At 65.6% G+C, this 25,135-nt stretch carries 22 protein-coding genes; 15 read left to right on the top strand and 7 right to left on the bottom strand.

Features of this window, described 5'->3' with window-relative positions:
- The 6 genes from nirB to GCN74_RS15155 all read left to right on the top strand — a co-directional run bounded on the left by nirB (position 1) and on the right by GCN74_RS15155 (position 9,454).
- Positions 1–2,541, top strand: a complete 2,541-nt coding sequence (nirB, locus tag GCN74_RS15180; protein WP_319633463.1) for a nitrite reductase large subunit NirB — start codon at positions 1–3, stop codon at positions 2,539–2,541.
- 12 nt (positions 2,542–2,553) lie between these two features.
- Positions 2,554–2,907 (top strand): nitrite reductase small subunit NirD, encoded by a 354-nt coding sequence (nirD, locus tag GCN74_RS15175; protein WP_152257469.1) that lies wholly within the window; start codon positions 2,554–2,556, stop codon positions 2,905–2,907.
- Positions 2,904–4,130 carry an NAD(P)/FAD-dependent oxidoreductase gene (locus tag GCN74_RS15170; RefSeq protein ID WP_152257451.1) on the top strand — a complete coding sequence of 409 codons (1,227 nt, stop codon included), beginning with the start codon at positions 2,904–2,906 and terminating at the stop codon, positions 4,128–4,130. Before nirD ends, GCN74_RS15170 begins: the two co-directional genes overlap by 4 nt.
- Before the next feature lie 11 nt (positions 4,131–4,141).
- Positions 4,142–6,811 carry a nitrate reductase gene (locus tag GCN74_RS15165; protein ID WP_152257450.1) on the top strand — a complete coding sequence of 890 codons (2,670 nt, stop codon included), beginning with the start codon at positions 4,142–4,144 and terminating at the stop codon, positions 6,809–6,811.
- A gap of 62 nt (positions 6,812–6,873) precedes the next feature.
- Positions 6,874–7,404, top strand: coding sequence for an adenylyl-sulfate kinase (cysC, locus tag GCN74_RS15160; protein WP_152257449.1), 531 nt, complete (start codon positions 6,874–6,876; stop codon positions 7,402–7,404).
- A gap of 19 nt (positions 7,405–7,423) precedes the next feature.
- Positions 7,424–9,454 (top strand): diguanylate cyclase domain-containing protein, encoded by a 2,031-nt coding sequence (locus tag GCN74_RS15155; RefSeq protein ID WP_193317098.1) that lies wholly within the window; start codon positions 7,424–7,426, stop codon positions 9,452–9,454.
- A 4-nt stretch (positions 9,455–9,458) separates the two neighbouring features.
- Here GCN74_RS15155 and GCN74_RS15150 read toward each other — a convergent pair whose 3' ends face one another.
- The 4 genes from GCN74_RS15150 to GCN74_RS15135 all read right to left on the bottom strand — a co-directional run bounded on the left by GCN74_RS15150 (position 9,459) and on the right by GCN74_RS15135 (position 12,310).
- Positions 9,459–10,376 carry a pyridoxal-phosphate dependent enzyme gene (locus GCN74_RS15150; protein ID WP_152257447.1) on the bottom strand — a complete coding sequence of 306 codons (918 nt, stop codon included), beginning with the start codon at positions 10,374–10,376 and terminating at the stop codon, positions 9,459–9,461.
- 79 nt (positions 10,377–10,455) lie between these two features.
- Positions 10,456–10,959, bottom strand: coding sequence for a MarR family winged helix-turn-helix transcriptional regulator (locus GCN74_RS15145; RefSeq protein WP_152257446.1), 504 nt, complete (start codon positions 10,957–10,959; stop codon positions 10,456–10,458).
- Positions 10,960–11,281: 322 nt separating this feature from the next.
- Complete coding sequence (locus GCN74_RS15140) at positions 11,282–11,476, bottom strand: hypothetical protein (protein WP_193317097.1); 195 nt, start codon at positions 11,474–11,476, stop codon at positions 11,282–11,284.
- Positions 11,477–11,548: 72 nt separating this feature from the next.
- Positions 11,549–12,310: a DeoR/GlpR family DNA-binding transcription regulator gene (locus GCN74_RS15135; RefSeq protein ID WP_193317096.1), complete on the bottom strand. Its 762-nt coding sequence runs from the start codon at positions 12,308–12,310 to the stop codon at positions 11,549–11,551.
- 193 nt (positions 12,311–12,503) lie between these two features.
- On the opposite strand from GCN74_RS15135, the gene glpD reads away from it, so the two are divergent.
- From glpD to glpK, 8 genes are all read left to right on the top strand, one after another.
- Positions 12,504–14,051 (top strand): glycerol-3-phosphate dehydrogenase, encoded by a 1,548-nt coding sequence (gene glpD / locus GCN74_RS15130; RefSeq protein WP_226939056.1) that lies wholly within the window; start codon positions 12,504–12,506, stop codon positions 14,049–14,051.
- Between the two features lie 81 nt (positions 14,052–14,132).
- Positions 14,133–15,242 carry an ABC transporter ATP-binding protein gene (locus tag GCN74_RS15125; protein ID WP_152257445.1) on the top strand — a complete coding sequence of 370 codons (1,110 nt, stop codon included), beginning with the start codon at positions 14,133–14,135 and terminating at the stop codon, positions 15,240–15,242.
- 1 nt (position 15,243) lies between these two features.
- Complete coding sequence (locus tag GCN74_RS15120) at positions 15,244–16,335, top strand: ABC transporter ATP-binding protein (RefSeq protein WP_152257444.1); 1,092 nt, start codon at positions 15,244–15,246, stop codon at positions 16,333–16,335.
- Complete coding sequence (locus tag GCN74_RS15115; RefSeq protein WP_152257443.1) at positions 16,335–17,219, top strand: carbohydrate ABC transporter permease; 885 nt, start codon at positions 16,335–16,337, stop codon at positions 17,217–17,219. Before GCN74_RS15120 ends, GCN74_RS15115 begins: the two co-directional genes overlap by 1 nt.
- Entirely contained in the window at positions 17,216–18,022 is an 807-nt protein-coding gene (locus GCN74_RS15110; protein ID WP_099667331.1) for a carbohydrate ABC transporter permease, read from the top strand. Before GCN74_RS15115 ends, GCN74_RS15110 begins: the two co-directional genes overlap by 4 nt.
- Position 18,023: 1 nt before the next feature.
- On the top strand, positions 18,024–18,326 hold the full coding sequence (locus GCN74_RS15105) for a DUF2160 domain-containing protein (RefSeq protein ID WP_413541544.1): 303 nt from the start codon (positions 18,024–18,026) through the stop codon (positions 18,324–18,326).
- Positions 18,327–18,533: 207 nt separating this feature from the next.
- Positions 18,534–20,261: an ABC transporter substrate-binding protein gene (locus tag GCN74_RS15100; protein ID WP_152257442.1), complete on the top strand. Its 1,728-nt coding sequence runs from the start codon at positions 18,534–18,536 to the stop codon at positions 20,259–20,261.
- Between the two features lie 80 nt (positions 20,262–20,341).
- Positions 20,342–21,835, top strand: coding sequence for a glycerol kinase GlpK (gene glpK / locus GCN74_RS15095; RefSeq protein WP_152257441.1), 1,494 nt, complete (start codon positions 20,342–20,344; stop codon positions 21,833–21,835).
- Between the two features lie 10 nt (positions 21,836–21,845).
- Here glpK and GCN74_RS15090 read toward each other — a convergent pair whose 3' ends face one another.
- Entirely contained in the window at positions 21,846–22,406 is a 561-nt protein-coding gene (locus GCN74_RS15090) for a YdcF family protein (protein ID WP_226939055.1), read from the bottom strand.
- A gap of 53 nt (positions 22,407–22,459) precedes the next feature.
- Positions 22,460–23,092 carry a cysteine hydrolase family protein gene (locus GCN74_RS15085; protein ID WP_152257440.1) on the bottom strand — a complete coding sequence of 211 codons (633 nt, stop codon included), beginning with the start codon at positions 23,090–23,092 and terminating at the stop codon, positions 22,460–22,462.
- Positions 23,093–23,228: 136 nt separating this feature from the next.
- Between GCN74_RS15085 and GCN74_RS15080 the strand changes: the two genes are divergently transcribed.
- On the top strand, positions 23,229–24,191 hold the full coding sequence (locus GCN74_RS15080) for a GlxA family transcriptional regulator (RefSeq protein ID WP_413541545.1): 963 nt from the start codon (positions 23,229–23,231) through the stop codon (positions 24,189–24,191).
- Here the strand turns inward: GCN74_RS15080 and GCN74_RS15075 are convergent.
- Entirely contained in the window at positions 24,174–25,055 is an 882-nt protein-coding gene (locus tag GCN74_RS15075; protein WP_152257438.1) for a tetratricopeptide repeat protein, read from the bottom strand. The genes GCN74_RS15080 and GCN74_RS15075 overlap by 18 nt on opposite strands.
- Positions 25,056–25,135 lie beyond the last annotated feature (80 nt).

The raw sequence follows: 25,135 nt of genomic DNA, 5'->3' as shown, positions 1-25,135 counted from the left end.
CTGAAAATCGTCGTGCTGGGCCATGGCATGGTCGGGCATAAATTCCTCGAACGGCTGGCGCTGGAAGACAATGCGGGCTTGTCGGTGACGGTGCTGTGCGAAGAGCCCCGTCCCGCCTACGACAGGGTGCACCTGTCCGAATTTTTCAGCGGCAGATCGGCCGAAGACCTGTCGCTGGTGGCGCCCGGCTTCTTCGACAAGGACAACCTCGTGCTGAAGCTCGATGCGCGCGCCGTGTCCATCGACCGCGCGGCGAAGACCGTCACGGCCAGCACGGGCGAAATCCTCGCCTACGACAAGCTGGTGTTCGCCACCGGCTCCACGCCGTTCGTGCCGCCGCTGCCGGGCAAGGAGCGCGACGGCTGCTTCGTCTACCGCACCATCGAAGACCTGGAAGCCATGCTGGCCTGGGGCGCCAAGTCCCGCACGGGCGTGGTGATCGGCGGCGGGCTATTGGGCCTCGAATGCGCGAAAGCCTTGCGCGACCTGAAGCTCGACACCCACGTGGTGGAATTCGCGCCGCGCCTGATGGCCGTGCAGGTGGACGAGGGCGGCGCGCGCGTCCTGCGCCGCAAGATCGAGGAACTGGGCGTGACCGTGCACACGCAAAAAAATACCCTGGCCATCGTCGACGGCGAAGCGGCCACGCACCGCATGCAGTTTGCCGACGGCAGCCACCTGGAAGCGGACATGATCGTCTTTTCGGCCGGCATCCGCCCCCGCGACGAGCTGGCCCGCGCCTGCGGCCTGGACGTGGGGCCGCGGGGCGGCATCGCCATCGACGACAGCTGCGTCACGTCCGACCCCGATATCTATGCGATCGGCGAATGCGCGCTGTGGGGCGGCCTCGTGTTCGGCCTGGTGGCGCCCGGCTATGAAATGGCCCGCATTTGCGCGCGCCACGTGCTGCAGGAAGAGGGCGAAGCGTCGTTCAAGGGCGCCGATATGAGCACCAAATTGAAACTGATGGGCGTGGACGTGGCCAGCCTGGGCGACCCGCACGGCAATGCGCCGGGCAGCCGCGCCTACCAGTTCATGGACGAGCGCAAGCAGATCTACAAGAAGATCGTCGTTTCCGATTGCGGCAAGTATCTGCTGGGCGGCGTGATGGTGGGCGACGCCAGCGAGTACGGCACGCTCTTGCAGATGATGCTGAATAAAATCGAGCTGCCGGCATCGCCCGAGTTCCTGATCCTGCCGCAGGCGGACGGCCAGCAAAGAGCGGGCCTGGGCGTGGATGCCTTGCCCGCGTCGGCGCAGATCTGCTCGTGCAACGACGTGTCGAAAGGCGCGCTGTGCGCGGCCGTCGCCGATGGCGCCACCAGCATCGGCGCATTAAAATCCTGCACGAAAGCCGGCACGGCCTGCGGCGGCTGCGTGCCGCTGGTGACGCAGATCATGAAGGCGGAAATGCAGAAGCAGGGCCTGGCAGTGAACAACCACGTGTGCGAGCACTTTGCCTACTCGCGCCAGGAGCTGCACCACCTGGTCCGCGTCGGCAAGATCCGCAGCTTCGGCGCGCTGCTGTCCGCGCATGGACAGGGCCTCGGTTGCGACGTGTGCAAGCCCGTGGCGGCGAATATCCTTGCCTCGTGCTGGAACGATTTCATCCTCTCGCCCGTGCATGCGGGCCTGCAGGACAGTAACGATTACTTCCTCGGCAATATCCAGAAGGATGGCACGTACTCGGTGGTGCCCCGCATGCCGGGCGGCGAGGTGACGGCCGACGGCTTGATCGCCGTGGGCATGGTGGCGAAAAAATACGGTTTATATACCAAGATCACGGGCGGCCAGCGGGTCGACCTGTTCGGCGCGCGCGTCGAGCAGTTGCCGGCCATCTGGGAGGAGCTGATCGCGGCCGGCTTCGAGTCGGGCCACGCCTACGGCAAGTCCCTGCGCACGGTCAAATCGTGCGTCGGTTCCACCTGGTGCCGCTACGGCGTGGCCGACAGCGTGGGCTTTGCGATTCAGCTGGAAAACCGCTACAAGGGCTTGCGCACGCCGCACAAGATCAAGTTCGGGGTGTCCGGCTGCACGCGCGAATGCGCCGAGGCGCAGGGCAAGGACGTGGGCCTGATCGCCACGGAAAAGGGCTGGAACCTGTACGTGTGCGGCAACGGCGGCATGAAGCCGCGCCACGCGGAACTGATCGCATCGGACCTCGATGTAGCCACCCTGGTGCGCTACGTCGACCGCTTCCTGATGTTCTACGTGCGCACGGCCGACCGCCTGCAGCGCACCAGCGTGTGGCGCGACAACCTGGAAGGGGGCCTCGATTACCTCAAGCGCGTCATCGTCGACGACGGCCTGGGCATCGCGCACGAGCTGGAGGCGGACATGCAGCACGTGGTCGACACCTATGCCTGCGAATGGCAGGCAGCCGTCACGGACCCCGCCGTGCGCCAGCGTTTCCGCCATTTCGTCAACAGCGACAAGCACGATGAAAACGTGGTGTTCGTCGAGGAGCGGGGCCAGATCCGTCCCGCCACCGAAATCGAGCGCCGCAGCACCGTGATCCCCATCCTTGCCGTGGAGGCTTGAACCATGAATGCGATGAATGAACTGTCCGGCGCTACTGCCGACAACTGGGTGGCCATCTGTCCCTTGACCGACATCGTGCCCGACACGGGCGTGTGCGCGCTGCTCGGTGGCCGCCACGTGGCCGTGTTCCGCGTCGGCGATGCGTCGCCGCGCGTGTACGCCATCGACAATGTCGACCCGAACGCGGGCGCTTCCGTGCTGTCGCGGGGGCTGGTGGGCAGCATCGGCGAGCGCGTCGTCGTCGCCTCGCCCATCTACAAGCAGCATTTCGACCTGGCCAGCGGCGAGTGCATCGAAGCGCCCGAGCACTCCGTGGCCGCCTGGCCCGCGCGTGTGTTTGCCGACATGGTGTGGGTGGCGCTGTGAATGCGCCCCGGCGTCCCTCGCTGGTAGTGGTCGGCAACGGCATGGCCGGCATGCGCACGGTGGAAGAGCTGCTGAAACTCGCGCCGGACCTGTATGACATCACCGTGTTCGGCGCCGAGCCGCACGGCAATTACAACCGCATCCTGCTGTCGCCCGTGCTGGCCGGCGAAAAAACGGTGGACGACATCATGCTGCATACGCGCGACTGGTATGCGCAGCACGGCATCACCCTGCACGCGGGCGACCCCGTCGTGCGCATCGACCGCCAGGCGCGCACGGTACAAGCGCTGTCGGGCATCGCGGTGCGCTACGACCGCCTGCTGCTGGCGACGGGGTCCACGCCGTTCATCGTGCCCGTGCCGGGCCACCAGCTGCCGGGCGTGATCGGCTTTCGCGATATCAGCGACGTCGACACCATGCTGCAGGCGGCGCGCACGCACCGCCACGCGGTGGTCATCGGCGGCGGCCTGCTGGGCCTGGAAGCGGCCAACGGCCTGCAGCGCCAGGGCATGGACGTCACCGTGGTGCACATGAGCGGCGCCCTGATGAACCAGCAGCTGGACGCCCCGGCCTCGATGCTGCTGAAGACGGCGCTGGAAGCGCGCGGCCTGCGTTTCCTGATGCAGGCGCAAACGTCCGCCATACTGGGCGGCGCCCGCGTGGAAGGCGTGCAGTTTGCGGACGGCAGCAGCATTCCCGCCGACCTGGTGGTGATGACGGCCGGCGTGCGCCCCAACATCGGGCTGGCGCAAGCGGCGGGCCTGCACTGCGAACGGGCCATCGTCGTCGACGACTGCCTGCAAAGCTACGATCCGCGCGTGTATGCCGTGGGCGAATGCGTGCAGCACCGGCGCGCCACCTTCGGCCTGGTCGCCCCCATCTGGGAACAGGCGCGCGTGTGCGGCGCGCACCTGGCCGGCGCAGGACACCGGCGCTACGTGCAGCAGGCCAGCGCCACCAAATTGAAAGTGACGGGCATCGACCTGTATTCGGCCGGCGACATCCTTGGCGGCGAGGGCAGCGAAGACCTGGTGCTGCGCGACCCGCGCCGCGGCGTCTACAAGCGCCTGGTGGTGCAGGGCAGCCGCCTGGTGGGCGCCGTGCTGTATGGCGAGGTGCAGGATGGGCCCTGGTATTTCGACCTGATCCAGCAGCGCCGCGACATCGGCGCGCTGCGTTCCCACCTTTTGTTTGGCCAGGCCCTGTGCGGCCAGGCCGCCTGACTGGAATCCCCATGACGACTTGCACGCCCGTGAAAACCACCTGCCCGTACTGCGGCGTCGGCTGCGGCGTGGAAGCGGCGCGCCTGCCCGGCGGCGCCATCCGCATCGCCGGCGACAGCAGCCACCCCGCCAACCTGGGACGCCTGTGCGTGAAAGGCTCTGCGCTGGGCGATACGGCCGGTCTCGACAACCGCCTGCTGCAGCCGCAGGTGCGCGTGGACGGCATGCTGCGGCCGGCCTCCTGGGATGCCGCGCTGGAGCGGGTGGCGGGCGGCTTGCGCGCCATCATAGCCGAACACGGCCCCGACGCCGTGGCCCTGTATGTCTCGGGCCAGCTGCTGACGGAAGATTATTACGTGGCCAACAAATTCATGAAGGGCTATGTGGGCAGCGCGAATATCGACACCAATTCGCGCCTGTGCATGTCATCGGCCGTGGCGGGCCACAAGCGCGCGTTCGGCGAAGACATCGTGCCCGGCTGCTACGACGACCTGGAACTGGCCGACATGGTCGTGCTGGTGGGCTCGAACACGGCCTGGTGCCATCCCATCCTGTTCCAGCGCATCGCGCGCATCCGCGAAAGCCGGCCGCACATGAAGGTGGTGGTGATCGATCCGCGCCGCACGGCCACCTGCGAGCTGGCCGATCTGCACCTGCCCGTCAAGCCGGGCACCGACGTGTGGCTGTTCAACGGCTTGCTGTGCTATCTGGCGAAGGAAGGTGCGATTGCGGACGAATTCGTCACGCGGCACAGTCGCGGGCTGGACGAGGCGCTGGCGGCCGCGCATGCCGATTGCGGCGATCCCCTGCAGGTGGCGGCCATGTGCAAGGTCGACCCGCACGCCTTGCTGGCGTTTTACCAGGCGTTTGCCGCCACGCGCAAGGTCGTCACGGCCTTTTCGCAGGGCGTGAACCAGTCGTCGAGCGGCACGGACAAGGTCAGCAGCATCATCAACTGCCATCTGGCGACGGGCCGCATCGGCCAGCCCGGCATGGGGCCGTTTTCCCTCACGGGCCAGCCAAACGCCATGGGCGGGCGCGAAGTGGGCGGCCTGGCCAATATGCTGGCGGCGCACCTGGAGCTGGACAATCCCCGGCACCGCGAGACGGTGCAGTCGTTCTGGAATTCGCCCCGCATCGCCGCCAAACCTGGCCTGAAGGCGGTGGACCTGTTCCACGCCATCGAGGCGGGCACGGTGAAAGCCGTGTGGATCATCGCCACCAATCCCCTGGTGAGCATGCCGGACGCCGACCAGGTGCGCCGCGCGCTGAATCAATGCGAACTGGTGGTGGTGTCGGACATCAGCGCGCAGTCGGACACGAATGCGCATGCCGACGTGCTGCTGCCGGCGCTGGGCTGGGGCGAAAAGGATGGCACGGTGACCAATTCCGAGCGCCGCATCTCGCGCCAGCGGGCCTTCCTTCCGGCGCCCGGCGCAGCGCGCGCCGACTGGCAGGTGCTGTGCGACGTGGCCACGCGCATGGGTTATGCGGGCTTCGATTTCGCGTCGCCGCAAGCCATCTTCGACGAGCACGCGCGCCTGTCCGCCTTCCGCAACGAAGGGACCACACGGCGCCTGTTCAAGCTGAGCCACCTGGTGGGGCTGAGCGGCGCGCAGTACGATGGCTTGCTGCCGCAGCAGTGGCCGCAGGGCCGGGCGCGCCTGTTCGGCGACGGCCGCTTCGCGCATGCGGACGGGCGCGCCCGCTTCATTCCCACGGCGCCGCGCGCGCCGCAGAACCTGCCCGGCGACGACTATCCGCTTATCTTGAACACGGGCCGCGTGCGCGACCAGTGGCATACGATGACGCGCACGGGCAAGGCGGCGAAACTGTCCGGCCACGTGGCCGAGGCGTTCATCGACATCCACCCGCAGGATGCGCTGCTGTACAGCGTGCGCGAAGGCGAACTGGCGCGCATTTCCAGCGCCTGGGGCGCGATGGTGGCGCGGGTCGTGCACGGCGGCGGCATCGCGCGCGGGCAGGTCTTCGTGCCCATCCACTGGAGCGACGCGAATGCGTCCGACGCGCGCGTGGGCGCCGTCGTCAATCCGGCCGTCGACCCCGTCTCGGGCGAGCCCGAATTCAAGCATACGCCCGTGCGCATCGAGCAGTTCCGCGTGCACTGGCATGCGTTCGTGCTGAGCCGCACGCCCCTGGTGCTCGATGGCGTGGCGCACTGGACGCGCATCCAGGGCGAGCAGTTCCTGCGCTACGAGCTGGCCGGGCGCCAGCGCATCGATGACCTGGGCGCCTGGGCGCGCGCGCTGCTGGGCGTGGCGGACGAGCATGCCGACTGGCTCGATTACGCGGACGCCAGCGCCGGCGTGTACCGCGCCGTGCACCTGGAAGAGGGGCGCATCGCGCAGTGCGTGTATGTGTCGCCGCGGCCCGACCTGCCGTCGCGCAGCTGGCTGGCCAGCCTGTTTGCGCACGCGCAGATGGACGCGGCGGACCGCGCCGGCGTGCTGCTGGGCCAGCCCATCGGCAAGGGTGTCGACGCCGGCGCCACCGTGTGCTCGTGCTTTGGCGTGGGACGCAACACCATTTGCGCGGCCATCCGGGAGCAAGGGCTGACGACGACGGCGCAGGTGACGGCCTGCGTCAAGGCGGGCGGCAATTGCGGCTCCTGCGTACCGGAGATACGACAGTTGCTGCTTGAGGTGCGCAGCGCGGCCTGAAAATCTGTCCTTTCCGGCACGGCTTTGTTATATTGCCTGCTCTATAACAGAGAGGCAGTGTGATGACAGCAGTACAACACCCCACGGTCTGGCTGACGGGCCTGAGCGGCGCCGGCAAGACCACCGTCGCGCTGGCGCTGGCGCAGGCGCTGAAGGCGCAGGGCCGGGCCGTGGCGATGCTCGACGGCGACCAGCTGCGGCATGGATTGAACCGCGACCTGGGTTTTACGCCGGAAGACCGGCATGAGAATATCCGCCGCACGGCCGAAGTGGCGCGCCTGATGAACGAGGCGGGCCTGATCGTCATCGCCGCCTTCATTTCGCCGTACCGCGCCGACCGCGCCGTGGCCGCCGCCATCGTCGGCGCCGCACAGTTCATCGAAGTGCATATCAGCACGCCCGTTGCCGCGTGCGAGGCGCGCGATCCGAAAGGCCTGTATGCGAAGGCGCGCGCGGGCCAGATCGCGCAATTCACGGGCGTTTCCGCGCCCTACGAAGCACCGCTGTCGCCCGCGCTGAGCCTCGACACCCAGGTGCTGGCGCTGGAAGAATCGGTCGAGCGCCTGTGCCGGCTTTTGCAGCAGCGGCTGTAACGGCGTGGCGGCAATGCGCATGAGGTTGCGCACACTGCTGCGCAGGCGCTTGCCCGCAAGCCTGAAGGCGCGCATGAGCGTGGTCGTCTTCCTGCTCGTGCTGGCCGCCGTGGCGTCGCTGGCGCTGGCCACCCTGAGCGTGGCCGAGCGCGGCATGCGCGACGTGACGGGGCGCCAGCAGTACGTATCGCTGGCCAGCGCCGCCGTCTTCATCGATGAGGAACTCGACGCCAAGCGCAATGTGCTGCGCGTGATGGCGGACAGCCTGGCAGCCGGCGGCGCGCACGATGGCGCCAGCCTGCAGCGCTTCCTGGCCGCGCAAACGGTGCTGGGCAAGGAGTTCTATTCGGCCGGCGTGGTCGGCATCGACGGCCTGGTCCTGGCCAGCGTGAGTCCGTTCAAGCCGCAGGCGGGGCTGAACCTGAAGGGGCGTCCGTATTTCGAACAGACGCTGGCGACGCGGCGCTCGGTGATTTCCGCGCCGCTCAATGGCAGCATTTCCGGCATGCCCATCGTGGTGGTGACGCAGCCCGTGTTCGACGCGCAGGGCGGCGTGCGCTATGTGCTGGCGGCCAGCGTGAACCTGCGCCAGCCCGATTTCCTGGGGCGCCTGGGCGCGCTCAAGCCGGGCACGGGCGGCTACCTGTACATCATGACCAGCGAAGGCGTCATCGTCGAGCATCCCGACAAGTCGCGCATCATGCAGCATATCGAAGCGCACGGCCCCGTCAGCGAACCGACGCGGCGCGCCATGCAGGGCTTCGAGGGCTGGCTGACGGGCGCCACCACGCAAGGCGTCGATGCCTTGTTCGCCTATCATCGCATCGCCGCCACGGGCTGGATACTGGCCTCGGTGTATCCGATGCACGAAGCTTTCGCGCCGTTGCATGCGATGCGCAGCAGGATCCTGCTGGCCGCCGTGCTGCTGGCGCTGCTGGCCGGACTGGCCGGCTGGCGCGTGGTGCTGTGCCTGCTGCAACCGCTGGAACGCCTGCGCCGCCAGGTGCACCAGATCCGCCGCCAGCGCCTGGGCATCGAGGCGCTGCAGATCGAGCGGCGCGACGAGATCGGCGACTTGAGCCGCGATTTCTATTCGCTGGTGGCCGAGCGCGAAATCGCCGAGGCGCAGACGCGCGACAGCGAGCGGCGATTGAAGCTGCTGACGGACCATGTGCCCGTGGTGATCGTCTACATCGACCGCGAGCACCGCTACCAGTTCATCAACGCCACGTTTGAAAAATGGTTCGGCATGTCGCGCAAGGAAAGCCTGATGCATTCCATCCGCGAGGTGCTGGGCGAGGAAGCGTACCGGTTGCGCGAAGCCTACCTGCGGCGCGCCTTTTCGGGCGAGGAGGTGGAGTTCGAATTTACCGTCGACGGCGATATCGAGGGCGAGAGCGAGGGGGCGCAGGGCAGGGGACGGCGCGCCTTCCAGACCAGCTACGTGCCCGATGTGGACGACAGCGGCACGGTGGCCGGCGTGTATGGCCTGATCCACGAAATCACCAAGACCAAGGCCGTGCATACGGCGCTGCAGTTTGCCGCCGCCACCGACACGCTGACGGGTATCGCCAACCGCCGCCGCTTCGACGAACAGCTGGCGCAAAGCATGCAGCGCACGCGCGCCACGCGCGCGCCGATGGCGCTGGCCTATCTCGACATCGACCGCTTCAAGGCCATCAACGACAGCCTGGGACACCATGCGGGCGACGAGGTGCTGAAGGAATTTGCCGCGCGCCTGGTGCGCAGCGTGCGCGCCAGCGACCTGGTGGCGCGCCTGGCCGGCGATGAATTCGTGATCGTTTTCGAAGGCGTGAAAAGCGCGGCCGAAGTGCGCCAGATCGGCGCGAAGATCATCGACGCCATCCGCCAGCCATTCGAACTGGCCGGCGGCCCGCTGCCCGTGACGACCAGCATCGGCATCGCCCTCTTCCGCGAAGGCGCGCTGACGCCGGCGCTGCTGCTGGACCTGGCCGACCAGGCCCTGTATCAGGCCAAGGGGCAGGGCCGCGACGGCGTGGCGCTGCTCGAGGCGGCCACGCCGGCGTAGGCGGCTACAGGCTGGCGGCCCAGTGGTCGAGCTGCTGCGTGGTGGCCGTCACGCCGCCGCACACGATGACCAGCACATTGCGGTAGGGCGCCAGCTGCGGCGCCTTGCCGTAGACGGCCGCCAGCGCGGCACCGCAGGCCGGCTCCACCACCAGGCGCTGGTCGGTAATAAACCGCTGGCAGGCATCGACGGCGGCGCGGTCCGGCACCACCACGCTGTGCAGCGGGCGCGTCTGGCTGATGTGGAATGCCTGCGCGCAGACCTGGCGCGCGGCCAGCGAGGTGGCGATGCTGCTCACGGCAGGCAGGGCCACGTGTTCGCGCGCGGCCACGGCGGCGGCCAGCGAGGCGGCGCCTTCGGTTTCCACGGCCACCAGGGCCACGTCGTCCCAGCCATTGCGCTGCAAGCCTTCGTCCACGCCGGCCAGCAGGCCGCCGCCGCCCACCGACAGCACCACGGCGTCCGGCTTCAGGCCCGCGCCGGCCACTTCATCGATCATGCCGGCATGGCCCTGCCACAGCAGCGGGTCGTCGAACGGGTGCAGAAAGGCGTCCTGCGGCGTGAGCATCGACTGCGCCAGCGCGTTGGCCTCTTGCCAGGCGGCGCCGTGCACGATGACTTCGGCTCCTTCCTGCGCGATCAGGGCCCGGGCCCGTTCGCTGGTCGTTTCCGGCACCACGACGATGACGGGGATGCCCAGCTGGCGGCCCGCGTAGGCCACGGCGATGCCGGCATTGCCGCCGGAAGAGGAGATGAAACGGCTGGCGCCGCGCCGCGCATAGGTTTCGCAGGCCAGGCCGATGCCGCGGATCTTGAAGGAGCCGGGCGGCTGCAAGGCTTCGAGCTTGAGCCAGATGGCGCGTTCGCTGTGCAGGCTCAGGGCGCGCGAGTTGAGCAGGGGAGTTTCGATGTGCAGGGCCATGCGTGTTCCTGGAAGACGGTCAGGCCTGCATCATAGCCGAAGCGCCCGCGCCACCGCCTCACCTTTGCCGCACGCTGGCTTAATTCAGGGGCACGCTCTTGAGCTGATGCGTGCGCGCCACTTCCTTCATCGCCTCGAGCAGGTCGTCGCGCAGCTGGCGCGGCAGCTTGCCGAAGAATTCCTCGTCGTTCTGGTCGGCCATCTCGGCCAGCACGGGCACCAGCGCTTCGCCTTCCGTGGTCAGTTCGATCGAATGCTGGCGGCGGTCGGCCAGCAGGATCGACTTGCTGACCATGCCTTTGCTTTCCAGGCGGTCGATCAGCTTCGACACGGCGCCCTTGCTCATGCCCGACACTTGCGCCAGCACCGTGGGCGAGGTGCAGCCCAGGCGGAACATTTCACGCAGCACCACCCATTCGGACACCGTCACGCCGTTGGCTTCCGCTTTTTTCTGGAAACTATGGGAAACGTGGTTGGAGACGAAGCGCAGCCAGTAGCCGAGATGGGCCTCCAGCTCGCTGACGGGGATGCTGTTGGAATGGGCGGTTTGCGGCATGGCGGCCGTTTCAAAATTATGGCTCATTTCTTTTCCTTCACTGGGCGGCGTTGCCGGCATGGTTAAGGCCTTCACGCTTGCTGTCGAGTGGTTTGTTTGGGAACAATCATCGTGCTTGAGGTAGTTCTAACACTGTTTTCACAGGAAATCACTTACAGGCAAAGAGTTTTTCCTTTTTTTCTTGCTCCAGATGGATAAAAAAGCAATATCAAGCGAATAATCGTATTGCCGGAGAGGAAGATTAAAAAAATAACTCATGTTGTATCAATGGTAACATGATTTTTGCCGAATTGATAAATATTTCAACGGGTACCTGATGTCGAAAGGCACATGTTGCTTGCGGCGCACATTAACTGACGCGTTCCGCCAGAAAATCGACGCAGCGGCGCAACTTGGGCGAGCGATAGCGGTCCGGCAGGTCGGCCGTGTTCACGGCGCGGGCGGGCAATGCATGCTTGGGAAACAGCTGGGCCAGGCGGCCCGCCCGCACGGCCGTTTCCGGCAGGAAGGCCGCTTGCAGCACGATGCCCATGTCATGCGGCAACGCGCAGCGCCTGGCCGTGATGGACTTGCAGGCGGCCCGGGACGGGCACGCTGCAGGCGCCGTCGTCGCCCGTCAGGCGGCGACGTGCACTTTCACGCTGGCGTCGCGCAAGACCTGGGCAAAGCGGGGCGGCGGCGGCGCATCCGTAAACAGGATGTCGACTTGCGCCAGGTCGGCCAGGCGCACCAGCGCCTTGCGGCCGAACTTGTGCTGGTCGGCCACCAGCCACACTTCGCGCGACTGTTCGATGATGGCTTGCGCCACCTTCACTTCGCGCGCGTCGAAGTCGCGCAGGCTGCCGTCTTCGTCGATGCTGGAAATGCCGATGATGCCGATGTCGACCTTGAACTGGCGGATGAAGTCGATGGTGGCTTCGCCCACGATGCCGCGGTCGCGCCCGCGCACCACGCCGCCGGCCACGATGACTTCGCAGGCCGCGTTGTCGGCCAGGATGGCGGCCACGTTCAGGTTGTTCGTCACCACGTGCAAGCCCGTGTGCCGGCCCAGCGCGCGCGCCACTTCCTCGGTGGTCGTGCCGATATTGATCAGCAGGGAACAGCCGTGCGGCACCTGCGCGGCGACGGCGGCGGCGATGCGCCGCTTGGCGTCGCTGTTGAACACTTGCCGCTGGCTGTAATCGATGTTTTCCACGGACGAGGGCAAGCCGACCCCGCCGTGGTAGCGGGCCAGCAGGCGCGCTTCTTCCATCTGCTTGACGTCGCGGCGCACGGTTTGCGGCGTCACGTCCAGCTGCTGGGCCAGCTCTTCGACGGACATGGTGACCTTCTGGCGCACCACTTCGAGCAGGCGGCGCTGGCGGGGATTCAAAATCATGGGCTGTCTCTTTAAAAATCACAAACGAACAAAAACGAACAAATAGTATTGAAAATATGTTGCTATAGGTTCGTATTCTGGCGTAACCTTATTCATATTGCATTCGAAATGCATCTGTATTGATCTTAACGACAGTCGCCGGCGATGCCTAGTCTTTCCGCGCCGGCCTTTCCCCGACAGACACGGAGTCCCGATGGCCGCAGCACAGCAAGGTGTGGAGACAGCGATGGAGTGCGACGTGCTGGTGGTGGGCGGCGGCATCAATGGCGCCGGCATCGCGCGCGACGCTGCGGGCCGGGGCTTGTCCGTGGTGCTGTGCGAAAAGGACGACCTGGCCGCCCACACGTCGTCCGCGTCCACCAAGCTGATACACGGCGGCCTGCGCTACCTCGAATACTATGAGTTCGGCCTCGTGCGCAAGGCGCTGGTCGAGCGCGAAGTGCTGCTGCGCTCGGCGCCGCACATCATGTGGCCCTTGCGCTTCGTCATGCCGCATGCGCGGGGCCAGCGTCCCGCCTGGCTGATACGCGCCGGCCTGTTCCTCTACGACATGCTGGCGAAGCGGGAAATCCTGCCCGCCTCGCACGGCATCGACCTGACGCGCCACGCGGCGGGCAAACCGCTCAAGCCTGAATTCAAGCGGGGCTTCGTGTATTCCGATGGCTGGGTCGACGATGCGCGCCTGGTGGTGCTGAACGCCATCGACGCGGCGGACAAGGGCGCGCACGTGCTGACGCAGACGCGCTGCACGGCGCTGGCGCGCGAGGGGTCTTCCTGGCTGGCCAGCTTGCAGCACGCGGGCGGCAGGCAGACGATGGTGCGCGCGCGCAGCGTCGTCAATGCGGCGGGGCCGTGGACGGCCGAGTTCCTGCAGCAGGCGGCGCCTGGCGGACAGGGTCGGCATTTGCGCCTGATCAAAGGCAGCCATATCGTCGTCAAGCGCCTGTTCGCGCATGATCATGCGTATATCTTCCAGCATCCGGACGGGCGCATCGTGTTTGCCATTCCGTACGAGCACGATTTCACCCTGATCGGCACCACCGATCTCGACTACCACGGCGACAGCGGCAAGGTGGAAATCGACGACGAGGAAATTCGTTACTTGTGCGAGCTTTCCAGTTACTATTTCAGCAAGCCCATTGTGCCGGCCGACGTGGTGTGGACGTATGCGGGCGTGCGTCCGCTGGTGGAAGACGCGGCGGCCGACGCCAAGGCCGTCACGCGCGATTACCGTTTCGAGCTGGACCGGGAAGGGGCGCCGCTGCTGAGCATTTTCGGCGGCAAGATCACCACCTTCCGCAAGCTGGCCGAGGAAGCGCTGGATTTGCTGGCGCCGATTCTCGGCAATGCGCAGCCCGCGTGGACGGAACATGCCTGCCTGCCCGGCGGCGACGTGTTCGGCAGCACGCCGCAGAACCGCTCCGTGCGCGAGTTCGGCCAGTTTGTGCAGGACTTGCAGCGCGAGTACGCGTGGCTGCCGGCGGCGCTGGTGGCGCGCTATGCGCGCGCCTACGGCACGCGCATCCATCGGCTGCTCGCGGGGCGCAAGGACGTGGCGGCCATGGGCGAGGAAATCGCCGCCGGCCTGTACGCGGCGGAAGTCGATTATTTGCGGCGCCATGAATGGGCCGTCAGCGCGGCCGACATCCTGTGGCGGCGCTCCAAGCTGGGCTTGCACCTGCCGCGCGGGACGGCGGACACGCTGGGCGCCTGGCTGTTGCAGCACCCGTTATTGCCGTAGGAGTAAGACCGAACACGCTGGCGACCGCGCCCCGCAGAGGGTGCGGCGAAGAATAAGAAACCATCACTGGAGGAGAAGCGCGTGCAACTGGTACTGGACAAGATCAGCAGGAAGCAGGGGGCTGACGACTTTTTATATCCGATGTCGCTGGCGCTCGTGCCGGGCGCCATCAACGTCTTGCTGGGCACCACGCGTGCCGGCAAGACGACCCTGATGCGCGTGATGGCGGGCCTGGACAAGCCCAGCGGGGGCACGGTCACGGCCGATGGCGTGGATGTGACGGGCGTGCCCGTCAGCAAGCGCAACCTGGCCATGGTGTACCAGCAATTCATCAACTATCCGGCCTTCACCGTCTACGACAATATCGCTTCGCCCTTGCGCTTGCGCAAGGTGCCCGAGGAACAGATCCGCGCGAAAGTGCTGGCGCTGGCCGAGCGCCTGCACATCACGCCCTACCTGCAGCGCACGCCGGGAGAACTGTCGGGCGGCCAGCAGCAGCGCACGGCGCTGGGACGCGCGCTGATCAAGGATGCATCCCTGCTGTTGCTCGACGAGCCATTGGTGAACCTTGACTACAAGCTGCGCGAGGAATTGCGGCGCGAATTGACGGAACTGTTTTCCAGCGGCAGCACGACCGTCGTGTACGCCACCACGGAGCCGCTGGAAGCGCTGCAGCTGGGCGGCCACGTGGCCGTGCTGCACGAGGGACGGCTGCTGCAGCAGGGGCCGACCCTGGACGTCTTCAATGCGCCCAATTCCATCGCCGTGGCGCGCACCTTCAGCGACCCGCCCATCAACCTGATCCCCGCGCGCGTGGATGCGCACGGCGTGGCGCAGGCGGCCGACGGCCTGGCTATCCACCTGAGCGGCGAGCAGCGGGCCCGCCTGGACGAGCGGCGCGACGTCATCCTCGGCGTGCGCGCGCACAGCCTGCATCTGTCGCCCCAGTCCGATGGCGACGTGCCCATCGCGGCGCAGGTCGACCTGGCAGAAATCAGCGGTTCGGAAACCTATGTGCATGCGCGCCGCGGCGAGCTGGCCCTGGTGGCGCAGCTGGGCGGCGTGCACAACCTGGAGATCGGCAGCGCCTGCACCGTGTATTGCCAGCCGCACGCCTTGCTGATCTTTGCCGATGACGGCGCACTGCTGTATGCGCCGGGCGCGCGCGCAGCGTCGGCAGGGGGGATCTGACATGGCGCGCATCGAACTGGTCGACCTGGCCCACGCCTACAAACCGAATCCCGCCACCCCCGCCGACTATGCGCTGCGGCCCATGAGCATGGAGTGGCGCGACGGCGGCGCCTACGCCTTGCTGGGGCCGTCCGGCTGCGGCAAGACGACCTTGCTCAATATCATTTCCGGCCTCGTGCAACCGTCGCACGGCAAGGTGCTGTTTGACGGCAAGGACGTCACGCAGCTGCCGACCGAGGCGAGGAATATCGCGCAAGTGTTCCAGTTTCCCGTCATCTACGACACCATGACCGTGCACGACAACCTGGCGTTTCCCCTGCGTAATCGCGGCTGGAAAGAGAGCGAGGTCAAAAAGCGCGTGCAGCAGGTGGCGCAGATGCTGGAATTGACGGGCGACCTGAAGCTGCGCGCCAGCGGCTTGTCCGTGGACGCCAAGCAAAAGATTTCGCTGGGCCGGGGCCTCGTGCGTCCCGACGTGGCGGCCGTGCTGTTCGATGAACCGCTGACGGTGATCGACCCGCACCTGAAATGGCTGCTGCGCCGGAAACTCAAGGAAATCCACCACGAACTGAAATTATCCCTGATCTACGTCACGCACGACCAGGTGGAAGCGCTGACCTTTGCCGACCAGGTGGTCGTCATGACGCAGGGCGAAGTGGTGCAGACGGGCAGCGCGCAAGCGCTGTTCGAGGAGCCCGAACACACGTTCGTCGGCTATTTCATCGGCAACCCGGGCATGAACTTGCTCGACGGCACCTTGGACGATGGCGGCGTGCGCGTGGCGGGCCAGCCGCTGGCCGCGTCCGCCGCCGCGCGTGCGGCGCTGTCGGGCGCGCAAGGAAAAATCACGGTGGGCGTGCGGCCCGAATTTGTCGAATGTGTGAAGGCAGGCGAGGGGGGTGACCATTGCCTGGACGCCACGGTGACGGCCGTGCGCAACATGGGCACGCATTACCTGGCGGAATTCCAGCTGGGTGGCGCCACGGTGGCGGCCAAGCTGCGCGCCATCGATGCCGCTCCTGGTGATGCCGTGCGGCTGCGCTTTCCGCCGCAACGCACCCTTTTCTATGTCAACGATAAGCGGGTGGCCTGATGATACATAACGGTAAAACCGATAACAACCGCCGCGCCTGGCTTTTGATCCTGCCCGTGCTGCTGTGCGTGGCCTTTTCCGCCATCCTGCCCCTGATGACGGTGGTGAACTATTCCGTGCAGGATATCCTGAGTCCCACGCAAAAAGTGTTCGTGGACACGGAGTGGTTCCGCATGGTCATGCTCGACGGCGACCTGCACAGCGCCTTGCTGCGCCAGCTGCTGTTTTCCGGCTCCGTGCTGGCCATCCAGATTCCGCTGGGCATCCTGATCGCCCTGTGCATGCCGGCCGATGGCTGGAAGGCGTCGCTGGCGCTGGTGCTGATCGCACTGCCCCTCCTGATCCCCTGGAATGTGGTGGGCACCATCTGGCAAATCTTCGGCCGCGGCGACATCGGCCTGATGGGCTATACCCTGAACCAGCTCGGTGTTGACTACAATTACAACGGCAATTCGCTCGACGCGTGGCTGACGGTGATGGTGATGGATATCTGGCACTGGACGCCGCTGGTCGTGCTGCTGTGCTATGCGGGCTTGCGCGCCATTCCCGACGCGTATTACCAGGCGGCCCGCATCGACGGCGCTTCGCGCCTGGCCGTGTTCCGCTACATCCAGCTGCCGAAGCTGCGCAATGTGCTGATGATCGCCGTCTTGCTGCGCTTCATGGACAGTTTCATGATCTACACGGAACCGTTCGTGCTGACGGGCGGCGGCCCCGGCAATGCCACCACCTTTTTGTCGCAATACCTGACGCAAAAGGCCGTGGGCCAGTTCGACCTGGGGCCGGCCTCGGCCTTTTCATTGATTTACTTCCTGATCATCCTGCTGTTCTGCTTTGTGCTGTACACGTGGATGCAGCGCGTCGGCACGGGAGACCAGAAATGATGCACAAGAAAATGAGCAGCGCCATCCTGATCGTCTTCCTGCTGGGCTCGCTGTTGCCCATCTACTGGATGCTCAACATGTCGCTCAAGACCAACGAGGAAATCGTCGGCGTGCTGAGCCTGTGGCCCCAGCAACTGACGTTTGCCAACTACCACACGATTTTTACCGACAGGTCCTGGTACAGCGGCTACATCAATTCCATGATTTACGTGGCCTTGAACATGGTGATGTCCGTCACGGTGGCCTTGCCGGCCGCGTATGCGTTTTCGCGCTACAACTTCGTGGGCGACAAGCACCTGTTCTTCTGGCTGCTGACCAACCGCATGACGCCGCCCGCAGTCTTCCTCGTGCCCTTCTTCCAGCTGTACTCGACGGTGGGCCTGATGGATACGCACCTGGCCGTGGCGCTGGCGCACATGGTCTTCAACGTGCCGTTGGCCGTGTGGATACTGGAAGGCTTCATGTCCGGCGTGCCCAAGGAAATCGACGAGACGGCGTATATCGACGGCTACAGCTTCCCACGCTTCTTCATCCGCATCTTCTTGCCGATGATCAAGTCGGGCGTGGGCGTGACGGCCTTCTTCTGCTTCATGTTCAGCTGGGTGGAACTGCTGCTGGCGCGCACCCTGACGTCCGTCAATGCCAAGCCCATCGCCGCCACCATGACGCGCACCGTGTCGGCGGCCGGCATGGACTGGGGCGTGCTGGCGGCGGCCGGCGTGCTGACCATCGTGCCCGGCGCGCTGGTGATCTGGTTCGTGCGGCATTACATCGCCAAGGGTTTTGCGATGGGGAGGGTGTGACATGGAAAATACCGATAGCACGGCCAGCCTGTTCGGCTGGATGGCGTGGACGCCGGAAGTGGCCGTCTTTTTCATTTGCATCGGCCTGATGCTGGCTTGCATGACGGTGTGGCAAATCCGTTCGCCCAGCATCGAACGCAAGGGTTTCCTGCCCATGTCCACCACGCGCGGCGACCGCCTGTTCATCGGGCTGCTCACGGCCGCCTACGTGAACCTGGCGTGGGCGGGGTTCACGGAAATGCAGCAGGCCATCGGGGCTGGCATCAGTTTTGTAGTGTTGTTGGTGGTAATGCGTTGGGGGTGAGGGCACCAGACATCAGCTACTGCGCGGCGCGCTTTGCGGCCGGCGATGCTCATCGTACTAAAGTACGGTTGCGCTTCTCGGCCACAAATCACAGCCGCTCGCTACGCTTCTGTCAGGCGCTTCAAATTAGTTGGATGTGTGAAGTCGTAGATGAAAACAGCGGCCCGCCTCCGGCAGGCCGGATGACAACTATAAGGGAGATTCACGATGAAATTGAAGTTCACGGTCTTCGCGGCTGCGGCCATGCTCGTGTCGAATGCGGCCCTGGCCGACGCCAGGCAGGCGCAAACCTGGATCGACAAGGAATTCCAGCCATCCAGCCTGAGCAAGCAGCAACAGCTTGCTGAAATGAAATGGTTCATCGATGCGGCGGCCAAGCTGAAAGCCAAGGGCATCAAGGAAATTTCCGTGGTCTCGGAAACCATCGATACCCACGTCTACGAATCGAAGACCCTGGCCAAGGCCTTCGAGGAAATCACGGGCATCAAGGTACGCCACGACATCATCCAGGAAGGCGACGTGGTGGAAAAGCTGCAAACGTCGATGCAGTCCGGCAAGAGCATCTATGACGGCTGGATTTCCGATTCCGACCTGATCGGCACCCACTACCGCTATGGCGCCGTGGAGCCGCTGTCCGACTACATGGCGGGCAAGGGCAAGGATTACACGAATCCGGGCCTGGACCTGAAGGATTTCATCGGCATCAGCTTCACGACGGCGCCGGACGGCAAGGTGTACCAGCTGCCGGACCAGCAGTTCGCCAACCTGTACTGGTTCCGCGCCGACTGGTTCGCGCGCAAGGATTTGCAGGCGAAGTTCAAGGCCAAGTATGGCTACGAGCTGGGCGTGCCGCAGAACTGGTCCGCGTATGAAGACATCGCCGATTTCTTCACGAATGACGTGAAGGAACTGGACGGCAAGAAAGTCTACGGCCACATGGATTACGGCAAGAAAGATCCATCGCTGGGCTGGCGCTTCACCGATGCGTGGCTGTCGATGGCTGGCGCGGCCGACAAGGGCATTCCGAACGGCATGCCTGTCGACGAATGGGGCATCAAGGTGGCGGCCGACAAGTGCACGCCCGTGGGCGCGTCGATGTCGCGCGGCGGCGCCACCAATTCGCCGGCCGCTGTCTTTGCACTGACGAAATATATCGACTGGATGAAGAAATACGCGCCGCCGCAGGCAAACGGCATGAATTTCTCGGAATCGGGTCCCGTGCCGGCGCAGGGTGAAATCGCCCAGCAGATCTTCTGGTACACGGCATTTACGGCCGGCATGACGAAACCGGGCTTGCCGGTGGTAAACAAGGACGGCACGCCGAAATGGCGCATGGCGCCGTCGCCGCACGGTCCGTACTGGAAAGAGGGCATGCAGAACGGCTACCAGGACGTGGGTTCCTGGTTCCTGTTCAAGTCCACGCCCGATGACCGCAAGGCGGCCGCCTGGCTGTACGCGCAGTTCGTCACGTCAAAAACCGTGTCGCTGAAGAAATCGATCGTCGGCCTCACTTTCATCCGCGATTCCGACATCCGCCATGATTATTTTACGAAACACGCGAACGAATACGGCGGCTTGATCGAGTTCTACCGCAGCCCCGCCCGCGTGGCATGGACGCCGACGGGTAACAACGTGCCCGACTATCCGAAGCTGGCCCAGCTGTGGTGGAAGAATGTGGCCACGGCGATTACGGCGGAAAAAACGCCGCAAGCCGCCATGGATAACCTGGCCGAGGAAATGGACCAGGTCATGGCGCGTCTGCAGCGGGCCGGCATGAAGGCGTGCGCACCGAAGCTCAATGCCAAGGGCGACCCGAATCAGTATCTGTCGGACCAGCACGCCCCCTGGGAAAAGCTGGCAAATGAAAAACCGAAGGGTGAAACGATTGCCTACGATAAATTATTGCAGGCATGGAAAGAAGGCAAGGTAAGGTAGTCGTGTAAACTCTGCCGCCGCTTTCCCGGGGCACGGGCGCTTGCCCGTGCCTTTTTTACTGTATCGACGTAGTAGCGACCATGACCAAATACATACTTGCTTTAGACCAGGGCACCACCAGTTCGCGCGCCATCCTGTTCGACCATGCGGGCCGGCCGCACGCCAGCGCGCAGCGCGAGTTCCGGCAGATTTTCCCCCAGCCGGGCTGGGTCGAGCATGACGCGGGCGAAATCTGGGCCTCGCAAGAGGGCGTGCTGCAGCAGGTGCTGCGCGACAGCGGCGTGGCCGCTTCCGACGTGGCCGCCATCGGCGTGACCAACCAGCGCGAAACGACGGTGCTGTGGGACCGCGCCACGGGAGAGCCCGTCGCCAACGCCATCGTCTGGCAAGACCGGCGCAATGCCGCCTATTGCGAGCAACTGGTCGAGCAGGGCAAGGCGGACGTGATCCAGCGCAAGACGGGTCTCGTGCTGGACGCTTATTTTTCCGCCACCAAGCTCAAATGGCTGCTCGACAACGTGGCCGGCGCCCGCGCGCGCGCCGAGCGGGGCGAACTGGCTTTCGGCACCGTCGACAGCTGGCTGATCTACAAGATGAGCGGTGCCCACTTGACGGACATGAGCAACGCGGCGCGCACCATGCTGTTCAATATCCACACCCTGCAGTGGGACACGGACCTGTTGGCGCTGCTGGACATTCCCGCCTCCCTGCTGCCCGACGTCGTGCCGTCCAGCGGCGTGGCGGCGCATACCTATACAGACTTGCTGGGCGTGTCCGTGCCCATCGCCGGCATCGCGGGCGACCAGCAGGCGGCCACATTCGGCCAGGCCTGCCTGAAACCGGGCATGGCAAAGAATACCTATGGCACGGGTTGCTTCATGCTGATGAACGTGGGCAAGCGCCCCCTGCCATCGAAAAACCGGCTGCTGACGACCGTGGGCTGGAGCCTGGGCGCGGGCAGCGACAAGACCGATTATTTGCTGGAAGGCAGCGCCTTTATCGCGGGCGCGGCCGTGCAATGGATGCGCGACGGCATCGGCATCATCCGCGATTCGTCCGAAGTGGAAGCCTTGGCCACCAGCGTGCCCGATTCGGGCGGCCTGGTCTTCGTGCCCGCGTTCGCGGGCCTGGGCGCGCCGTACTGGGACCCGTATGCGCGCGGCACCCTGATCGGCATCACGCGCGGCACGGGCAAGGCGCACATCGCGCGCGCGGCGCTCGAAGGCGTGGCCTACCAGAACGTGGACGTCTTGTCCGCCATGCAGGACGACGCGGGCATCGCACTGTCCGAGCTGCGCGTGGACGGCGGCGCGGCCCGCAACGACATGCTGATGCAGTTCCAGGCAGACATACTCAATGTGCCCGTGGTGCGCCCCGTGGTGACGGAAACGACGGCCCTGGGCGCCGCTTATTTGGCGGGCCTGGCCGTGGGCTTCTGGCAATCCGAGGAAGAAATCGCTGCCCAATGGCAGGTGGGACGCCGCTTCGAGCCAAAGATGGCAGCCGACGAGCGCCTGACGCGGCTGCACAAGTGGCAGCGCGCCGTGGAGCGCTCGCGCGACTGGAGCGAGTGAAAACGGGCGCTCAGTGGCGCATGAAATACACGGCATAGCCCACCGTTTCGCGCGGCACGGAATACAGGTCGCGCGGCTCGAAGTAGGGTGCATGTACCTGGCCGCTGACGGCGATGCCGCTGCGCTCCAAGGCCAGCCGGAAACGGGGCACGTGGAAATACTGCGTGGCGACCATGGCCGTCTTCCAGCCGTGCTTGCGCATCAGGATTGCTGCATTGCGGGCCGTCGCTTCCGTGGTCCAGCCTTGATTATCCTCAATGATGGCGCTGGCGGGCACGCCGCGCGACTGCAGGTAGCGGGCCATGGACGCGGCTTCGTCGAAGCCTTCCTTGCCCGTCGCCCCGCTGACGAGGATGCGGGGCGCCCGTCCTGCCTGGAACTGCGCCAGGGCCGCATCGAGCCGTGCCTGCAGGCGGGGGCTGGGCGTGCCGTCCGGGGCAATCGTGTTGCCCGGCACGACGATCACGTCGGCGGGGGCCAGCTTGTCGTTGAGCCCGGCCAGCACCAGCGCGGCGGTGGCCAGCAGGAAAACAGCAACAGCGGTCAAGCCCAGCAGTGTTAATTTGCGCATCTTCGTCATCAAGGTTGGAATGGACGCATCATACCCGTCCATTCCACCAGGCATCAGTTCGCCTGCGCCTTGCGCGCGCGCTGGTTCGACAGGTAGATATTGTCCTTGTCCAGCGGCTTGCCCTCGCGCACGGCGGCGAGCCAGTCCTGCGTGCTGACGACGGCGGCGAAATTCGAGTGGAACACGGTGCTGAACACGCGGTGGATTTCCTCGGCGCTGGCCGTGCCGCCCCTATTCGCATAGGGCAGGGTGCCCGTGGCGTCCTGCAGGAATTCGACCTGCAAGCCGTCGTGCGCAGCCTGGAAGATGGTGGCCGCGTCGCAGTTGTGCGTCATGTAGCCGATCACGGTCAGGGTATCGATGCCGTGGCCGGACAGCCAGGCGCGCAAGTCCGTGCCCGCGAAGGCGCTGCCCATGAGCTTGTTGATGCGGTGGTCGGCGGCAAAGGCGGCCACTTGCGGATGCAACTGCCAGCCGTCGCTGCCCTTGGCGAAGATGGGCGAGTTTTCCGGCGCATCGTGCTGGACGACGATCACGGGCACGCCGGCGGCGCGGGCGGCCGCCATGGCGGTGACGATATTCGGCAGGGAAATGTCGACGGATGGATATTCGATGGGCATGTCGCCCGTGAAGTATTCATTTTGCACGTCGACGACGAGCAGGGCGCGGCGCGGGGTGGTGGTCATGGGTTCTCCTGGTATGGTTGAAAGAGGAAGGACTTCCTCGATACCGCCATTTTCAGGCCGGATTTTGCAAACAAAAAGTGGCCTGAAGGCCTATCTGCGATAAAATCGGGCCATGCCTATTCCGTCTTCCACTCCCCTGACCATTGCCGTGATCGCCTTCGACGGCATGACGCCTTTCCACCTGTCCGTGCCCTGCCTCGTGTTTGGCGCCCAGACGGACGAGACCGACCTGCCGCCTTTCCACGTACGCGTGTGCGCCGCCGATCCCGTGCCCCTGCGCACGGCGGCCGGCTTCGGCATCGCGCCCGAGTTCGGACTGGAAGGGCTGGAAGATGCCGATATCGTCATCATGCCGGCCTGGCACGACGATTGCCGCGACGCGGCGCAACCGCTGCTCACGGCGCTGCAGGCAGCCAGCGGGCGCGGCGCGCGCATGGTGGGGCTGTGCCTGGGTGCGTTTCCGCTGGCGCAGGCGGGCTTGTTGGACGGCAAGAGCGCCGCCACGCACTGGGGCATGGCGGAGCGGCTGGCGGCCCGCTATCCCAGGGTGAGGGTGGACCGCGAAGTGCTGTACGTGGACGATGGCGCCGTGCTGACGTCGGCCGGCGTGGCGGCCGGCCTCGATTGCTGCCTGTATCTGCTGCGCCAGCTGGCGGGCGCCGAAGTGGCCAACCGGGTGGCGCGCCGGCTGCTGGTGGCGCCGCACCGCCAGGGCGGGCAGGCGCAGTTCATCGAGCGTCCGCTGCCCGTGTCCGGCAGCGAAGGGCGCTTTGCCGACGTGCTGGCCTGCGTGACGGCCAACCTGGGCCAGGCGCACAGCATCGATGCCTTGGCCGAACGGGCGGCCATGAGCCGGCGCAACTTCACGCGCCATTTCCGCCAGGCCACGGGCACGTCGTTCAAGCAGTGGCTGCTGAACCAGCGTCTTGCGCATGCGCAAGGCATGCTGGAAAAGAGCGCAATATCGATCGATGTCGTGGCGCAGGAGGCCGGCTTCGGCACGGCCCTGTCCCTGCGCCAGCATTTCCGCGCCAGCTTGCAGACGTCGCCGTCGGCCTACCGCAAGCTGTTCCGGCAGCAGCTAAGCCAGGCCGTTTGACCATAGCCTTGCCGGGTCGCGGCTGCCCTGTGGCAGCGCGGCGCTGACGGCGAGCTGCCGCGCAATGAAGGTGGCCGGATCGAAGCCGTAACGCTCCTGGAACGACACTGTTTCCGCGCTCATCAGTTCCGCATAGGTTTGCATCAGGGTCGAGGCGCAGCGGTAATTGCCTTGCTCAAGATACGTGTCGATAGCGGCGAGCAGCACGGGGTAGTCCGCATTTTCCTTGCTGCCGCCGAAGTTGAGCGACAGCTGCCCGCAGGCGCGCCAGATGGGGTCGCGTTCCGTCTGCGGCACCGGCTGCGTGCGCAGCCATTGCAGGGCTTTCAAGGGCGGGCCGCCGAACGAGGGCGGCGAGATGATGGCCTGGATCGCCACCCTGACCGCTTCATCGGTTCTTCCCGCGCGCACATACTGGCCGTGCAGCAGCGCCAGCGCATCCGTGTATTCGGGCAGGAGGGCCAGCGCCGCTTCCAGCAAGGCGATGGCGGCCGCGGGGTTTTGCCGGGCAATCGATTCCCTGGCCGCCAGGAAGGCGGCGCGCGGCGAGGCGGGGTCGTCGGCCAAGGTGGGCAGCGCCACGTAGCCTTCTTCGTCTTCGTCTTCAGCGTCGCCGGCGGCCGCATGGGCGCGCAGGAAGGCGGCCAGGCTGGAAAAGTTCGGCTGCAAACGCCATTCGTCATGCCAGGTCTCGACGACGATGGGTTCGCTTGCTTCGCGGCCGATGGGCCAGTACAGGCCGTAGGTATCGCCATTGCCCAGCGCGCCTTCGGAGAAGGGATTGAAGCCGAGCGGCGGGTAGGGGGCGCTGTGCTGCCAGTCTTGTTGCACCGAGATGTGGGCGAGGTGTGCAGGTAGTAGCATGGAGGTCGCAGAGGATAAAACGCCAGTGTAGAGCAAGCGGGCGCCACTGGCGCGCACCGTCGGAGCGCGTGGCGGCGCGC

The sequence above is a fragment of the Janthinobacterium sp. FT14W genome (genome assembly GCF_009208755.1).
In the GTDB taxonomy this organism is placed as follows: domain Bacteria; phylum Pseudomonadota; class Gammaproteobacteria; order Burkholderiales; family Burkholderiaceae_D; genus Janthinobacterium; species Janthinobacterium violaceinigrum.
This window is presented reverse-complemented; position numbering and strand designations above follow the sequence as displayed.

Coding starts and splice junctions, on each gene's coding strand:
- nirD (WP_152257469.1), top strand. CDS start 2,554: ATGAATGAACTGTCCGGCGCTACTGCCGACAACTGGGTGGCCATCTGT.
- GCN74_RS15165 (WP_152257450.1), top strand. CDS start 4,142: ATGACGACTTGCACGCCCGTGAAAACCACCTGCCCGTACTGCGGCGTC.
- cysC (WP_152257449.1), top strand. CDS start 6,874: ATGACAGCAGTACAACACCCCACGGTCTGGCTGACGGGCCTGAGCGGC.
- GCN74_RS15155 (WP_193317098.1), top strand. CDS start 7,424: ATGAGGTTGCGCACACTGCTGCGCAGGCGCTTGCCCGCAAGCCTGAAG.
- GCN74_RS15150 (WP_152257447.1), bottom strand. CDS start 10,376: ATGGCCCTGCACATCGAAACTCCCCTGCTCAACTCGCGCGCCCTGAGC.
- GCN74_RS15145 (WP_152257446.1), bottom strand. CDS start 10,959: ATGAGCCATAATTTTGAAACGGCCGCCATGCCGCAAACCGCCCATTCC.
- GCN74_RS15135 (WP_193317096.1), bottom strand. CDS start 12,310: ATGATTTTGAATCCCCGCCAGCGCCGCCTGCTCGAAGTGGTGCGCCAG.
- glpD (WP_226939056.1), top strand. CDS start 12,504: ATGGCCGCAGCACAGCAAGGTGTGGAGACAGCGATGGAGTGCGACGTG.
- GCN74_RS15120 (WP_152257444.1), top strand. CDS start 15,244: ATGGCGCGCATCGAACTGGTCGACCTGGCCCACGCCTACAAACCGAAT.
- GCN74_RS15115 (WP_152257443.1), top strand. CDS start 16,335: ATGATACATAACGGTAAAACCGATAACAACCGCCGCGCCTGGCTTTTG.
- GCN74_RS15110 (WP_099667331.1), top strand. CDS start 17,216: ATGATGCACAAGAAAATGAGCAGCGCCATCCTGATCGTCTTCCTGCTG.
- GCN74_RS15105 (WP_413541544.1), top strand. CDS start 18,024: ATGGAAAATACCGATAGCACGGCCAGCCTGTTCGGCTGGATGGCGTGG.
- GCN74_RS15100 (WP_152257442.1), top strand. CDS start 18,534: ATGAAATTGAAGTTCACGGTCTTCGCGGCTGCGGCCATGCTCGTGTCG.
- glpK (WP_152257441.1), top strand. CDS start 20,342: ATGACCAAATACATACTTGCTTTAGACCAGGGCACCACCAGTTCGCGC.
- GCN74_RS15090 (WP_226939055.1), bottom strand. CDS start 22,406: ATGCGCAAATTAACACTGCTGGGCTTGACCGCTGTTGCTGTTTTCCTG.
- GCN74_RS15085 (WP_152257440.1), bottom strand. CDS start 23,092: ATGACCACCACCCCGCGCCGCGCCCTGCTCGTCGTCGACGTGCAAAAT.
- GCN74_RS15075 (WP_152257438.1), bottom strand. CDS start 25,055: ATGCTACTACCTGCACACCTCGCCCACATCTCGGTGCAACAAGACTGG.